The following is a 14,351-nucleotide window of genomic DNA, read 5'->3' on the forward strand; positions in this document are numbered from 1 at the left end:
GCGCAAGGAGGGCGCGGGGACGCGGCGTGGCAAGCCAATCGGGAGCCGGCGAGCGGCCGGGCCGGTCAGAGCATGTAGCGCATCCGGATCGCCATGCGCATCGGCGCGCTGCCGATCCGGATCACCGCATCGTCCCATTCGGGCGGCGCCATGCGCACCGGCGCATCGCGCGAGAACCCGAAGCCCTCGCGCGGGGCCATGCCGAGCACGCGGTCGGCCTTGCCGTTCTCGTTCTCGTCATGGAGCAGCGCGACAGCATATTCGCCCGGCCGGACGTTCTCGAACCGGATCCGCATTTCGGGCGCGGCCTTGATCACGGCGCGGTGCGCGTCGGGGTCGCGCCGGCATTTGGGGAAAGCGGACTTGCTGCTTGTCATGCAGGCACGCACCACGCCCTTGTCCGATCTCAGCCCGCTTACCGTGATCGTCACGCTGGTGGCGGCGGCCTGCTGGATGGCCCGGGGCGCAGCTGGCGGTGCGGCGGCGAGCAGGATCGCTGCGGCCGCTCCCGCGAGGCCGGCACGCATCACGCCGCTGCCCGCCCGCGTCGCACGAGCTTTTCCGAAAGACCGCGATCGGTCCCGCACAAGCGATCCCAGACGCGGAAATACAGCCCGTAATTGCATCGATAGTCCTCGTGGTGCCGTTCGTGGTGGCTGGCGGTTATCACCCATTGTCCGAATCGCGAATGAACGATGCAGCGGGGGAACATCTCCCAGCCCATGTGATTGGTCACGCCCATGATCGTCGCGATCGCCAGCACCAGGGCGAGCATGGCGATATGGATCGGCACGACGAACACCAGCAGCGGCACCACGATCGCGCCCGAAAGCGATTCGAGCGGGTGAAAGCTCATCGCGGTCCAGGCGGTCGGCGGGCGGCTCTGGTGGTGCACCGCGTGAGCGTGGCGGAACAGGAGTGGCGAAGCATGCATGGCGCGGTGGCTCCAGTAGAACCAGCTATCCTGGACGAACAGGTAGGCGAACACCGAGAGCGGCAGGTACCAGGCGGGAAAAGCGGTCCAGTCGGTGTAGATCAGCGTTGCCTGCCGGTTGCTCCACAGCCACAGCACTGCGCCTGCGGGCACGCCATAGATCAGCGCCGCGATGGCCGACCAGCCGATCTCGCGCCGGATCTGTTTTCCGAGCCCGCGATAGAGCCCGGGATGGGCGCGCGCCGTCAGCCAGGCGAACAGCCCGCTCGACGCGAAATAGCGTGCGAGCACTATCGCGCTCACGGCAAGGCCGGCTAGGGTGAGGGCGAGCAGAGGCGGCAGGCCGGCAGGGATCATGCGCGCCGGTCTAGCCGCTTCACGGCGCGCGCGCCATCGCCTGTGACGTGGGGCCTGCGACGTCGGGCCTGCGACGTGGGGCCCGCGACGTGGGGGCTGGCTAGGCGCCGGTGAGCACCGTGCCGCAATCGGGGTCGATCAGCGCGGTGTGGCGGCGCATCGCGACCCGGGCGAGCGCTTCGACCTGGACCTTGCGGCGCGCGGCGGCGAGGGGCGCGAGCGGGGCGGGGCGCACGATCTCGCCGTCATAGGCATCGGCAACGATCACGCCGCAGCAATCGGGGCGATAGCCCTCGCTCTCAAGCGGGGTCCGGTCGAGCCCGGGGGGGACGCCCCAGAAGAACCGGTCGCAATAATCGAGATAATCGGGCCACTTGGCATCGCCGAGCAGGTCGCCGCGCGCCACCTTGATCTCGACGATCACCACGAGCCCCTTGGCATCGATGCCCATCAGGTCGGCGCGGCGCCCGTTCCTGAGCGCCATCTCGCTCACGCACCAGATATTGTTGCGCGCGAACAGCCGCATGATCCCGCGTGCGACATCGCCCGCCGGGCACGCGGCAGAGGCTGGCCCGGTGGCAGGGGCGGACAACGAATCGATGCGGGGAGCGAGGCCGGTCATGCGCGCAAACTGGAACAGACCGCGAACGCAGTCAACCGAGGCTGTCGAATTTGCAGATAGCCTAATGCGGGCCGGGTTCGCCCGGGCGCACGACGGCGATCATCGTCTCGCGCGCCTCGTGCAATTCGCGCCACAAGGTCTGGGCGGGCACGCGGGCATCCTGTCCACGCTCGGCCAGCACCGACAGCGCGGCGAGCCCGGGCCGCAGCATCGCCTCGATGTCCTCGAGCGCCTGGAAAGCCAGTTCGCGCTGCCACTCGCACGCCCCTTCGGCAAGGCCCGGAAAAGCGCCGATCGCGCCCTCGTCCCCCCGTTCGGGCGCAAGCTCGGCGATCGCCGCGAGCCGGGCCGCGGTCTCGTTGAGATCGCGCCATCTCTGCGCGAGCGAGCCGGTGCCTGTTTCGGTCCGGGAGGCGGCGCGCATCGCGCGAATCTGCGAGGGAGGGAGTGCGGACATGACCGCCACGGATATCCGCTCGCCGGTTGCCGATTGGTTAAGTTCGAAGCTGGCCATGCGCGCAAGGGGCGGCGGGCACAAACCATCTGGCGTCGGCGAGAAAGGCTTGCTAAGCGCCCAGCCATCGCGCACGCCAATGGCCCGCGCACTGGGAAGCACCCGTAGCTCAGCTGGATAGAGCGCTGCCCTCCGAAGGCAGAGGCCAGAGGTTCGAATCCTCTCGGGTGCGCCAGTTCTTCCCTGGGCCCTCGCCGGTAAATACTTGTATCGCTCGCCCGGTTTCGCGCACATTTGCTTTGATCGTTTCCATTTCTCCGCTCTATCGAGGCGGTGACGAGTTGCGGCCCGGTCCTGGGCGCGCGCCGCGAATGGGGCACAAATCGATGAGAATTGCGATTGCCGACGATGATCCCGAGCTGCTCGAACAGCTCGGCAATGCGATTGACCGCACTGCGCATCACTGCGAACGGTTCCGTTCGGGCACCGAGCTTGCCACCTTTCTCAAGCGCGAGACCTGCGACGTTGTCCTGGTCGACTGGAACATGCCCGGGCGCACGGGTCTCGAACTGGTGCAATGGGCCACCCAGAGCCTGCGCCAGCCGCCCGCCTTCATCATCCTCACCAGCCGGTCGGACAAGAGCGACGTGGTCCAGGGGCTCGAGGCGGGCGCGATCGACTATGTCGTGAAGCCGGAGAGCGAGGAGGTCATCCTCGCCCGGATCGAGGCGGCTGCGAGGCGGATCAACGACACCGGCGAGGACCGCATCGCGACCTTTGGCGGATACACGATCGACCGGGTCAGCCGCACGGTCAGCCGCGACGGCGAATTGCTCAACCTCACCAACAAGGAGGCCGAGCTGGCGATCCTGTTCTTCGAGAACGTCAACCGCCCGCTCAGCCGCGCCTATATCTTCGGCGAGGTCTGGGGCAGCGTGCCCGAGGTCGAGAGCCGCACGCTCGACCTGCACGTCTCGCGCATCCGCTCCAAGCTCGAACTGCGGCCCAAGCACGGCTTTGCCATTCAAACCGTGTTCGGTTTCGGCTATCGCATGGACAGGATAGTCGACAATTGCGAGGCCCTGTGAGCCTGAAAAGCCCGAATTATCGCCGCGCCGCCTGCGCCGCCATCGCCATAATGTGCGCGGGGCTGCTGCCCGCCTGTTCGGTCATCGAACCCTTCGCGATCAACGCCAAGCGCGCTGACAATGCACCCGCTCCGGCGCGTGTCGCCCTGGCGCTGCCCGGCGAGGACGAGCCTGAACAGCGTCGCGCCTTTGCCGCCGCCCTGGTGGCCGCCTTCGCCGATGCCGATATTGCCGCCGATCCGGCTGCGCGGCTGGTCGCCGATTACGGCATCGCGCAGGGCCCGGCGAGCGCCGGTATCGAGCGCGCCGAACCTGCCCGGACCGGCGAAACGCGCGACTGGATCGACCCGCCGCGCAAGGGTCGCCGCTTCGATGAATGCAAGGCGCAGCAATTGCGCGCGAGCCTGATGCTGGTCGACCGGAGCACGGGCGAGATGGTCTATCGCGGGACCGGCTCTGCCACCCAGTGCGACTTCGACGCATCGCATTATGCGACCATCGCCCGGGGTTTGGTCGCCGATTATCTCGAACGCTAGGCCTGACCCGGCAGGGTCACGGTAAAGCGCGTGCCGCGCCCCTTGCGCGAGGCGACAGCGATCGTCCCGCCATGCGCGTCGATCACCTTCTTGACCAAGGCAAGGCCAAGCCCCGCGCTCGGCCCCGCATTGCTGACATGCGCGCCGAAACGGGCAAAGGGATTGGCCAGCCGCGCCTCGGGAAGCCCGGTCCCGTTATCGGCGACGGTGATCTGCAATCCGGAGCCCCGGGCGGAGGCGAGAGTGACCTGGATCTGCGCGTTCTCGGGTGAATATTTGACCGCATTGCCGATCAGGTTGTCGAGCATCCGCGCGATCAGCGAGGCATCGACATCGGCAAAGAGCGGTTCAGCGGGCAGGTTCTGAGCGATGGTGATGTGCTTGGCCTCGGCGAGCACATAGGCGCGGTCGCAAGCCTCCTCGATCAGCGCGCTGACATCGCTGTCCTCGATCTGGAGGTCAGGGTTTTCGAGCCGAGCGAGCTGGACGAAATCGTCGGCGAGCTTGAGCGTGCGATTGGCCTGCTTGCGGATCCGCGCCATCGCGTCGGCAGGCAGGGCATCGGCAGGCAGGGCATCAGCAGGCAGGGCATCGCCGCTCGCCGGGGCCGCCTCGCCTTGCTGGCGGGTGAGCCCGATGATCGCCACTTGCGGGGTGCGCATGTCGTGGCTCAGGAATTCGAGCATCTGGTTGCGCTCCTCGTCGAGCCGGCGCAATTCGGTGATCTCGCGCAGCGCCATGATGGTGCCGCCGATTTCCGCCTCGTTCCCGCTCGCAAGCTGCGCCCGCGCCACCAGGAAGGTCCGCCCGTCTTCGGTCACCAGCTCGCTCTGCGATCGCTGGAGCCGGGCGCGTGCAAATTCGAGCAATCGTTCGAGCGGCGGTGCGTCGAGCGCTTCCCATCCGGCGAAGAGCTGCGCGGCCTGTTCGTTGAGCATTTCCACGCGGCCCTCCTCGTCGAGCACGATGATGGCATCGGGCGCGGCCTCGATCACCTGGCGCAGGAAGGTCAGCCGGTCGCGGATCGCGTGGATCAGCCCGCGCACCCGGGCGACCTGGCGCGCGACGTATTCCATCCCGCCATGCTGGCCCTGCGGACGGTCGCCGCGCATCCGCGCGGCCTCGCGGTCGAGATAGCGGCTGACATGGCTCAGCCGGCGCCAGCTCCACACCGGATAGGCAAGCAGGATCACCACGATGGCCGGAGCGACAGGCAGCCAGAGCTGTCCCAGCGCCAGCAATGCGAGCGCGGATGCAAGGAGCGCCGCGACGAGTGCCAGTGCGACATAGAGCGTGACCCGCGGCGGCAGGAACCAGAACGCGACGAACAATGCCGTGAGAGCGGCGGCGGCGACGAGGTTCTGCCACAGCGCGCTCACCGGAGTGATCAGCGCCCCTGCTCGCAGCGCGTTGAACAGATTGGCCTGCGCCTCGACCCCGGCCATCAGTTCGATCTCGCCGGTGGCGACCGGGTAGCGGTCGCCCATGCCCAGCGCGGTCGCTCCGACGAAGACGACCTTTCCGGTGACGAGTTCGGGCAGGAACGTGCCCGCGATCACGTCCGAGGCCGATTGGTGGAGGAAATCGTGCTGGTGGTTGAACGGCACGATCCCGTCGCGGCTTTCCGGAGAAGGCGCACGCGCTTCCCCGAGCCATTCGAGCGCGGTGACCACGGCATGGGGAAAAGCGTCGCGATCGGTTTCGAACACGAGGTCGAAGCGGCGCAAGATGCCGTCGCCATCGGTCTGGGCGGCGGCATGGCCGATGCCGGCAGCCGCCGCGGCAAAGGGCGGGGCGGGATAGAGCGGATCGATGCCGGACGCGGCATTCAACCGGTCGACAAAGCCGTGGGGCAGGATGACATTGCCCGCCTCGCGCATGGCCGCCGCAAGCGCCTGGTCCTCGCCCGGCTCGCCCGGTTCGACGAAGAGCACGTCGTAGACCACCAGCCGCGCTCCCGCCGCGCGAAGCTGTCGGATCAGCTCGGCATGGCGGCTGCGCGGCCAGGGCCAGGCGCCGGTCTCGGCAAGGCTCCTGGAATCGATTGCGACGATCGCGATGTCATCGGCGATCGCGGGGCGGGCAAAGACGCTGGCCTTGTCGAGCAACTGGTTGTCGAGCCGCTCGGTCACCGCGCCCGATTGCAGCAGCACCGCGCCCGCAATCGCGAGCGCGAGCAGCGCGGCCCATTCGACCAGCAGGCGTGTCGCTTTCATCGCGCGTTCCCGGCCTCGCGCCCGTCGCTACTCGGTCACCACCAGCACCTGCGCGGGGCCCCACACCTTGAGCAGGCCCTCCTCCTCGTCGCCCTGGGCGATCGCGACCCGCCACTTGTAGCGGCCCGCTGACAGGTTGCTGAGCGCGATCGCGGTGGTCGACAGCCCGATCTCGTCGACCAACATCATCGCCTGCTCGCCGTCGCGCCAGAGCTGGAAGGCATAGCTGCTCGCCCCGTCTCCCGCTCCGCGCCAGGCGAACCGGTAGCTGTCATCGTCACCGGCCGGGCCGGCTTCGGCAGCCACGCCCAGGCGCTTGCGGCGGAACGAATAGGCATCGGACAGCCCTTCGAGCCCGCTTGCCGAAATCGCCCGCGCGCGCACGAAATAGCGGCCATTGTCGAGCCCGTCGAAACGCGCGGTGACATCCCCGGTCAGCTGTTCGTTGATTACGTCGAGAAAGCTCGCATCGCGCGCGAGCTGGACCCGGTAGCCGGTCGCCCCGCTTACCGGTTCGAGCGTGAATTCAAGCGCCTCGCCGGTCTGGATCGCGCCCGGATCTTCAAAGCCGGGCGAGGGGAGCAGCGCCTCGGGCGCGCTCACGCCTGCTGCACTGCTGGCGATGCCGAAACCTGCGGGCGCAGCGCGTTCCTCGCCGCCGGCAGCGACCGCGACATTGCCCTCGGTCACCTCGGTCAGGCTGACATCGCCAGCCTCGGGATCGTAGGCGATGCGAAACTCGGTCCCGCGCACGGCGGTCACCGCGAGCGGCGTGCGCATCCGCAGCCGGTCCTCGCCCTCGAGCCGGGGAGAGGTCGCGGTCGCGCGGCCGCGAGTCACCTGGAAATCGACATCGAGCCTGTTGCCGAGCACGTAGCGCCGCGCGCGCAGCAGCCGCGCGCTCGTGTTCGAGGGCAGCGAGATGCGCCCGCCAAAACGCTGGCGCGCGCCGAAGGTGACAAAGCCGTTGCGCCCGGTCCGCACGAGAGTGCCCTCGCGCAGCCTCGTGCCCACGGTCGGCACCGCGCCATCGAGAGTGACCGGGCCGGAAAAGCTGTCGACCTCGAGCTCGACCTCGGCAAAACGCAGCAGCGCATTGGGGATGCGCAGGGTGCGCGCGATCGGCAGGCGGCGCGGATTGCGGATCCGGTTGTGGCGTGCGAGCTCGAGCGCGGCGGCGTCGTTGACGAGATATTTGTCGGCTATGCCGTAAAGCGTGTCGTCGCGCTCGACCGTGTAGATCACCTCGCCGCGATCGCCGTCGGCAGAGCCCTGCGCGGCAGCGGGCAGCGTGGTAAGGCCGAGACCCGCCAATGCCGCGCCGATTGCTGCCAATGTCCTCACTGTCCTGCGCATCGATCCCCTTTCGCCTCCCTCGCGCCGGCGCGCCGGGCACAAGCCTGCGCGCACGTCCGCATCGGTCCGCGCCCAGTGTTTGCACAGCGCGCGGCGCTGCGCCAGTAGCGCAAGCGGGCCTTACAATTGTTTACCCGGCAAACCCGCGTTCGAGAAATTCGACCGCGCAGCCGGCGAGCGTGGCGGTGCCGCGCGGCAGGGCGCTTTCATCGACATGCATCCGCGGGCTGTGGATGGCGCAGCACGCGCTCCAGTCGTCGCCATCGGGCGCAACGCCGAGAAAGAACATCGCGCCCGGCACTTTCTCGAGCACGTAGGAAAAGTCCTCGGCCCCCATGATCGGGTCAGCGAGCGTCTGCCAGCCTTCCTCGCCGCCGATTGCACGCGCGACCTGTTCGCCCAGCCGCACCGCGCGTTCATCGCAGATCGTGACCGGAAAGCCGTGCTCGATCTGGCATTCGGCTGCGACCCCGTGCGCGGTGGCGGTGTTCGACGCGACCTCGGCGATGAGGCGGTGCGCGCGCTCGCGGTGTTCGGCGGACAGCGTGCGAATCGTGCCTTGCAGCACGGCATCGTCGGGAATGACGTTGAAGGTGGTGCCGGCCGCGATCCGGGTCACGGTGACAACCACCGCGCTGGTCGAGCGGAACCGGCGGGTCACCATTGCCTGGATAGCGCTGACGATTGCCGCGGCGGCGGGCAGCGGGTCGGCGCAATCATGCGGCATCGAGGCGTGGCCGCCCTTGCCTTTGACGGTGATCGTGAATTGGTCGGCGGCTGCCATCAGCGGCCCGGCGCGGCCCGCGATCACGCCAAAGCGGGCATTGGGCATGACGTGGAGCGCGAAGGCGGCATCGGGAAGCGGGTCGATCAGCCCGTCATCGATCATGAAGCGCGCGCCGTGGTGGCCTTCCTCGCCCGGCTGGAACATGAAATCGACCGTTCCTGCCAGCGTCTCTCGCCTCTCGCACAGCACCCGCGCCGCGCCTGCGAGCATGGCGGTGTGGGTGTCGTGGCCGCAGGCATGCATGCGCCCGGCAATGGTGGAAGCGAAGTCGAGCCCGGTCTTCTCGTCCATCGGCAACGCGTCCATGTCGCCGCGCAGCAGCACGCGGCGCGCGCCCTTTCCCGCCTTCCCGCCGGTGAGCGTCGCGACCGCGCCGGTGGTCGAGGAGCCGGTTTTCCATTCGAGCGGCAGATCGGCGAGCGCCTCGCGCACCTTGGCCATGGTCAGCGGGGTGTGCAGGCCAAGCTCGGGCTCGGCATGGATTGCGCGGCGCAGTGCGACGATTTGCGGCGCGAGCGCTTCGGCGTGATCGAGCAGGTCTCTTGTCAGCATGGCTGCCAGATTAGCGGCGCAGGGCCGCGATGCCAGCCCGATTTCGCGCAGCGGCGGGATCGGGCGGTGGCAATTCGCGCCCGTGCCAACTATATCTGCGGCCAATGGCGAGCACGATCTACGAATTTGCCCAATTGCCCGATATCGGCGCGCAGGGCGCACCGGGCGTTTCGGGCGTGCGTCCGCGTCGCCAGCGCGCGCCCGGCGAAGCGCCGAGCGTGGGGGTGATCTACAACCCGCGCAGCCACGGCAACCAGGGTGCCGATTTCGATTGCGGCATCACCCCGCAGGTTCACATCGCCCAGCCCGGCGACCGTTCGCAGCTGCCAAGGGCGCTGGCCGAGTTCGCCGAGAAGGGCATCGACCTGCTCGTCATCAATGGCGGCGATGGGACGGTGCGCGACGTGCTGACCTGCGGCGCGGCGATCTTCGGCGATGACTGGCCGGCGATCGCGGTGCTTCCCAAGGGCAAGACCAATGCGCTCACGGTCGATCTCGGGGTGCCGGGCGACTGGACCCTCCAACACGCGATCGACGCCTTCGACGAAGGCGGGCGGGTCCACCGCCGCCCGATCGCGATCACCCAGCCCGGGCGCGGCGAGAGCAGCCGGGTGATCGGCTTCATCCTCGGCGCCGGCGCGTTCACCTTCGCGACGCAATCGGGGCAGAGCGCGCACAGGCTGGGCGCATTCAACTCGATGGCGGTGGCCGCGGCGACCCTCTGGGCGATCCTGCAGGCCTTTCTCGGTTCGCCCGGCAATCGCTGGCGCAAGGGTTCGCGCATGGCGATCCGTCTGGGCGAGGCGCAGACCCCGCTCGAACACAGCGGCCATGGCGACCCGGCCTGGCGGCAATTGCTGTTCGTCTCGACGCTCGAACGCCTGCCGGCAGGGATCAACGCTTTCGGCAATCTGGGCAAGGGTCTGAAATTGCTGGTGATGGATCATCTCTCGCGCCGGACGCTGATCTCGATCCTCTCGATGCTGCGCGGCAAGACGCCGGCCCGCCTGCGCGAACGCGGAGTGCACCAGGTCAGCACGCCGTTCTTCACGCTCGGAATCGAAGACCAGTTCATCTTCGATGGCGAAGCCTTCCCGCCGGGCGAATATCGCATCGGCCAGGGCCCCGAGCTCGCTTTCGTCACGCCCTGAGGCAGCCTTCGCCCTTGCCCATGGCCCATTCCTCATCGCCCCTGTCGACGCGCATCGCCGCGCGGCTCGATGCCGCGATCGATCCGGCTGTCGCGGCATTTGCCGAAAAGCTGGCGCGCGATGCGGGAGCCGAGGCGGTGCTGTTCTACGGGTCGAACCTGCGCACCGGATCGCTCGACGGGGTGCTCGATTTCTACGTCCTCTTGCCCGGCGAGCAGCGCGAGAAAATCTGGCCGCTGGTGAGCTATCACGAGCGCGAGCATGACGGAAAAGTGCTGCGCGCCAAGGTTGCGACCATGGCGCTCTCGACCTTTGCCGAGGCGGCCTCGGGCGCGCGAGCCGATACGACGATCTGGGCGCGCTTCGTCCAGCCTTGTGCGCTGGTTTGGCATGCGAGCGAGGGCGCGCGCGACCGCGTCATCGCCGCAATCGGCGCAGCAGCGATCACCGCCGCGCGGCTTGCCGCGGCGCTCGGTCCCGGGACCGGCACGGCGCGCGATTATTGGCAGGCGCTGTTCCGCGCCACCTACAAGGCCGAGTTCCGGGTCGAGAAGGCGGGGCGCGAGAACGATATCCTCGCGGTCAACGAAGCGCATTTCGACGGGCTTCTGCCGCTCGCGCTCGATGCGGGGGGAATCGCCCACAGCACTGATGGCGAGCGGATCACGCCCAGCCTGTCAGCCCATGAGCGCAGGCGGATCATCGCGTGGTGGAACCGTCGGTGCCGGCTGGGAAAGCCGCTCAACGTGTTGCGGCTCCTGAAGGCCAGCACCACGTTCGAGGGCGCGGCGCGATATGCGGCATGGAAGGTCGAGCGCCACACCGGCATGCCGGTCGAAGTGACGCCGTTTCGGGAAAGGCACCCGATCCTCGCAGCGCCCGGCGTGCTGTGGGCGCTCAGAAAGCACCGCCGCAACAAGCGCAGCTAGGCGCGATCAGTTCATGTATTTCATCGTCACTGCGATCGCGCGCACGCCATCGCCGACGGCGAAGCGGGTCTTGTCGACCCCGGGCTTGCCGAGATTGAAGATGTTGATCGAGGGGTTGTTCGACATCGCCCCGCCATCGCTGCGCAGGTCAGTGCTGCCATTGCCGTTGACGTCGTGACGCACCGCGACGGCGTAGGAGCCGCGGGCGGGCACCGGCAGGCACACCGTCATCCGCCCGGCCCGCGCGGGCAATTCGATGCGGTTGAGCCACTTGCCCGTCTCGAGCCATTCTGCGCTGGTGCCGTTATAGACCTGCGCGCGGATCGTCCCGCGTGACGCCTTGACGCCATTGATCGTCACCCGGATCGCGGGGCCCGCACCGGGTGCGCAGGCGCGCATGTTGTTGGCGATGATGTTGCGGTAATCGCTCTTGCTCGAAGCCTGCGCCGCGGCAGGCGCCGGATCGGCAGCCGAAAGGCCGAGCGCCAGCGCGCCGCTCGCAGCGAGCGCGCAGGTCAGCGTCTTGGAGCGCGAAGTCAAAGCCATGAATTCCTGCCTGTCGAAAGAGTGAACCCCGCACAAGATGTGGGGCATTTGGCCTGCGGGGTGCAATCGGCTCCCGCAAGAATATGGCATGGATTTGGCACAGACGTGCTGAATTGCGGCTGAACTGGTCGGTTTGAGCGCCCTGCTCACCCCTGCCGCGCGCTCTCGCGACCGGCCGCGCGCTCCAACAACGGGGAAAACCCCGAGACAAGGCATTGCTGGGCGATTCGCCCGTGGCGTATGGCGGGGTGCAAGGAAACCGCCACGCCAAAGGCCACGCGAACCCATGCCTGCACTGATCTCGCCTTCGATCCTGTCTGCCGACTTCGCGCGTCTCGGGGAAGAGGTGCGCGCCGTCGATGAGGCGGGCGCCGACTGGATCCACATCGACGTGATGGACGGTCATTTCGTGCCCAATATCACGATCGGCCCGGCTGTCGTCAAAGCGCTTCGGCCGCATAGCGACAAGCCCTTCGATGTCCACCTGATGATCTCGCCGGTCGACCGCTACCTTGAAGATTTCGCCGAAGCGGGCGCCGATATCCTCACCGTCCATCCCGAGGCCGGTCCGCATATCCACCGCACGCTCCAGGCGATCCGCGCGCTCGGCAAGAAGGCGGGCGCGGTGATCAATCCGGGCACCCCTGTCGAAGTGCTCGACAATGTCATGGACATGGTCGACCTGGTGCTGGTGATGAGCGTCAATCCCGGCTTTGGCGGGCAGAGCTTCATCCACTCGCAGCTCGACAAGATCCGCCGCATCCGGTCGATGATCGATGCGACCGGGCGCGAAATCCATCTTGAGGTCGATGGCGGGGTCAATCCCGAGACCGCAAGGCTGTGCATCGAGGCAGGGGCCGACGTGCTGGTGGCCGGGTCTGCTACCTTCAAGGGCGGGCCGGATCGCTATGCCGCCAATATCGCCGCGCTGAAGGGCGAGAGCTGATGGCGAGCCTGTTTTCAAACGAGCCGGTCGAGGCCGAGTTCGAGCCGATCGAACCCGATGAGCCGACCCTCGCACTGGGTCCCGGCAGCGAACCGCAGCGCACCGAACCGGAAGAAGCGGCCGACATTCCCGCCAAGCCCGAGACCGCCCGCGCGCTCGCGCTCACCGACGTGATCGCCCCGCGCGCAAGGCCGGGCGAGACGCTCATCCGGCTGGCTTACCGGCTCGGCGTGCCCGGCCATGCGCTGGCATCGCCGTTTCGCCGCCCGTCGCCGGTGCGGGTGCTGGCGACGGTCGAAAGCCCGGTCACCGGCGACCGCGCGGCGGGGATCGCGCTGCGCGCCGGACATTTCCTCGTTCACGGGGTCAAGCAGCCGATCGGCGCGGTGGATTACGAAAGCGGGGCGAGGCTCGGACCCGGTCTCGAGCGCAAGGTCCACAGCTTTGCCTGGCTGCGCGATCTCGCCTCATGCGCGCCGCGCGAGGATTGCATTGCGCTCGCCGAACGGATCACCGCCTTGTGGCTCGATGCCAATCCCGAACCTGCCAGGGGACCGGCCTGGGAGGTGGAGAATGCAGGGCTCAGGCTGATGGCGTGGCTGGTCCACGCGCCGCTGGTCCTTGCCGGACAGGACGGAACGCTCAAGCCGCGCCTGCTTGCCGCGATCGAGAAGACCGCGCACTGGCTCGACCGCAAGGCGCGCCGCGAGGGTGCCGGGCTGGGCCAGGTATGCGGCTGGGCCGCTGTCACCGCCGCCGGCCTGCTGCTTCCCGAAGGCAAGCCGCGCAGGCTCTATGGCGAGGCCTCGCTGATCCACGCACTGGGCGAAATGGTCGCCGAGGATGGCGGAATGCTCGCGCGGTGCCCCGAGGCGCAGATGTCCGCGATCCGCGTGCTCACAGATCTCATCGCCTGCTACGAGGCGGCAGGGCGCGACCTGCCCGATGCGCTGGTGGTGATGCGAGAGCTCCTTGTGCCGCCGCTGCTCGCGCTCAAGCACGGCGACGGTGCGCTTGGCAGCTGGCAGGGGCAGGGCGCGATTGCCGCCGACGAGGTCGCCGCGCTGATCGCTGCCACCGGCATCCGCACCCGTCCGCTCGCCGAGCCGCAGCACTGGGGATACCAGCGGCTGCGAGGCGGCAAGACCGTGGTCCAGTTCGATGCCGGACCGCCGCCGCGCGCGCGGCACACGCGCTGCGGCTGCGCCTCGACGCTCGCCTTCGAGATGTCCGACGGCGCGGCGCGGATCATCGTCAATTGCGGCGGAGCGGCACTTGCCGGCGGCCAGGTGCCTGCGCGCATCGGCCAGGCGCTGCGCGCCACCGCGGCACATTCGACCCTCGTGCTCGACAATGCCAATTCGACCGCGGTGCTGCTTCACGGCAAGCTCGGACGCGGGGCCGAGACGGTCGAGGTCGAGCGCCGCCTGATCCAGCGCTCGGGCGCCGAGGCGACCCGGATCGAGGCCAGCCACGATGGCTATGCGGCGCGCTTCGGGCTCACGCACCGGCGGATGCTCACCCTGCGCAGCGATGGCAGCGAGCTGGCAGGCGACGACCTGCTGCTTCCGGTCAGCCGCAAGGGCAAGCGCGGCAAGGTCGGCTTCGCGATCCGGTTCCACCTCGGCCGCGGGGTCGAGGCGCATCTGTCCGAGGACAGGCGCGGGGCCAGCCTGCTCGCTCCCGATGACAGCCTGTGGCAATTCCGCCTGCGCGGCGATAGCGGCGATGGCAGCGGCGAGGTAAAGCTCTCGATCGAGGACAGCCTTTGGGTCGACGGCGAAGGCCGCCCTCACGCAACCGAGCAATTGGTGATAGAGGGGCTGACCTCGCGCGGCGGGGGGCAGTTCAGCTGGCTCCTCAAGAAAATGGGATAG

The 14,351-nt window shown here is 68.3% G+C and carries 14 protein-coding genes and 1 tRNA gene; 7 read left to right on the forward strand and 8 right to left on the reverse strand.

What is annotated here, in order from left to right; translation table 11 throughout:
• Positions 1-65 precede the first annotated feature (65 nt).
• The 4 genes from ACKTSM_RS02220 to ACKTSM_RS02235 form a co-directional block, all read right to left on the reverse strand.
• On the reverse strand, positions 66-527 hold the full coding sequence (locus tag ACKTSM_RS02220) for a DUF2141 domain-containing protein (protein WP_407875516.1): 462 nt from the start codon (positions 525-527) through the stop codon (positions 66-68).
• Positions 527-1,291: a sterol desaturase family protein gene (locus ACKTSM_RS02225; protein WP_407875517.1), complete on the reverse strand. Its 765-nt coding sequence runs from the start codon at positions 1,289-1,291 to the stop codon at positions 527-529. Before ACKTSM_RS02225 ends, ACKTSM_RS02220 begins: the two co-directional genes overlap by 1 nt.
• 100 nt (positions 1,292-1,391) lie before the next feature.
• Positions 1,392-1,913 (reverse strand): MmcB family DNA repair protein, encoded by a 522-nt coding sequence (locus ACKTSM_RS02230; protein WP_407875518.1) that lies wholly within the window; start codon positions 1,911-1,913, stop codon positions 1,392-1,394.
• Positions 1,914-1,974: 61 nt separating this feature from the next.
• Complete coding sequence (locus ACKTSM_RS02235) at positions 1,975-2,370, reverse strand: hypothetical protein (RefSeq protein WP_407875519.1); 396 nt, start codon at positions 2,368-2,370, stop codon at positions 1,975-1,977.
• A gap of 155 nt (positions 2,371-2,525) precedes the next feature.
• Here ACKTSM_RS02235 and ACKTSM_RS02240 point away from each other — a divergent pair.
• The 3 genes from ACKTSM_RS02240 (at position 2,526) to ACKTSM_RS02250 (ending at position 3,991) form a co-directional block, all read left to right on the forward strand.
• Positions 2,526-2,602 (forward strand) — tRNA-Arg (locus tag ACKTSM_RS02240).
• A 151-nt stretch (positions 2,603-2,753) separates the two neighbouring features.
• Positions 2,754-3,455, forward strand: coding sequence for a response regulator transcription factor (locus ACKTSM_RS02245; RefSeq protein WP_407875520.1), 702 nt, complete (start codon positions 2,754-2,756; stop codon positions 3,453-3,455).
• Entirely contained in the window at positions 3,452-3,991 is a 540-nt protein-coding gene (locus ACKTSM_RS02250) for a hypothetical protein (RefSeq protein WP_407875521.1), read from the forward strand. The genes ACKTSM_RS02245 and ACKTSM_RS02250 overlap by 4 nt, the downstream gene beginning before the upstream one ends.
• Here the strand turns inward: ACKTSM_RS02250 and ACKTSM_RS02255 are convergent.
• The 3 genes from ACKTSM_RS02255 to ACKTSM_RS02265 form a co-directional block, all read right to left on the reverse strand.
• Complete coding sequence (locus ACKTSM_RS02255) at positions 3,988-6,207, reverse strand: CHASE2 domain-containing protein (protein ID WP_407875522.1); 2,220 nt, start codon at positions 6,205-6,207, stop codon at positions 3,988-3,990. The two genes, ACKTSM_RS02250 and ACKTSM_RS02255, sit on opposite strands and share 4 nt — an antisense overlap.
• A 27-nt stretch (positions 6,208-6,234) precedes the next feature.
• Entirely contained in the window at positions 6,235-7,563 is a 1,329-nt protein-coding gene (locus ACKTSM_RS02260; protein ID WP_407875523.1) for a LysM peptidoglycan-binding domain-containing protein, read from the reverse strand.
• Positions 7,564-7,693: 130 nt separating this feature from the next.
• Positions 7,694-8,902 carry a M20 family metallopeptidase gene (locus ACKTSM_RS02265; protein ID WP_407875524.1) on the reverse strand — a complete coding sequence of 403 codons (1,209 nt, stop codon included), beginning with the start codon at positions 8,900-8,902 and terminating at the stop codon, positions 7,694-7,696.
• 104 nt (positions 8,903-9,006) lie between these two features.
• On the opposite strand from ACKTSM_RS02265, the gene ACKTSM_RS02270 reads away from it, so the two are divergent.
• Positions 9,007-10,053, forward strand: coding sequence for a diacylglycerol/lipid kinase family protein (locus ACKTSM_RS02270; protein ID WP_407875525.1), 1,047 nt, complete (start codon positions 9,007-9,009; stop codon positions 10,051-10,053).
• Positions 10,054-10,073: 20 nt separating this feature from the next.
• Positions 10,074-10,982, forward strand: a complete 909-nt coding sequence (locus ACKTSM_RS02275) for a hypothetical protein (RefSeq protein WP_407875526.1) — start codon at positions 10,074-10,076, stop codon at positions 10,980-10,982.
• A gap of 6 nt (positions 10,983-10,988) precedes the next feature.
• Here ACKTSM_RS02275 and ACKTSM_RS02280 read toward each other — a convergent pair whose 3' ends face one another.
• Positions 10,989-11,528: a DUF2141 domain-containing protein gene (locus ACKTSM_RS02280; protein WP_407875527.1), complete on the reverse strand. Its 540-nt coding sequence runs from the start codon at positions 11,526-11,528 to the stop codon at positions 10,989-10,991.
• 286 nt (positions 11,529-11,814) lie between these two features.
• On the opposite strand from ACKTSM_RS02280, the gene rpe reads away from it, so the two are divergent.
• Together rpe and ACKTSM_RS02290 are read left to right on the forward strand one after the other, a co-directional pair.
• Positions 11,815-12,474, forward strand: a complete 660-nt coding sequence (rpe, locus tag ACKTSM_RS02285) for a ribulose-phosphate 3-epimerase (protein WP_407875528.1) — start codon at positions 11,815-11,817, stop codon at positions 12,472-12,474.
• Positions 12,474-14,351, forward strand: a complete 1,878-nt coding sequence (locus tag ACKTSM_RS02290) for a heparinase II/III family protein (RefSeq protein ID WP_407875529.1) — start codon at positions 12,474-12,476, stop codon at positions 14,349-14,351. The genes rpe and ACKTSM_RS02290 overlap by 1 nt, the downstream gene beginning before the upstream one ends.

It is taken from the genome of Qipengyuania nanhaisediminis, from assembly GCF_045862805.1.
Lineage (GTDB): Bacteria > Pseudomonadota > Alphaproteobacteria > Sphingomonadales > Sphingomonadaceae > Erythrobacter > Erythrobacter nanhaisediminis_A.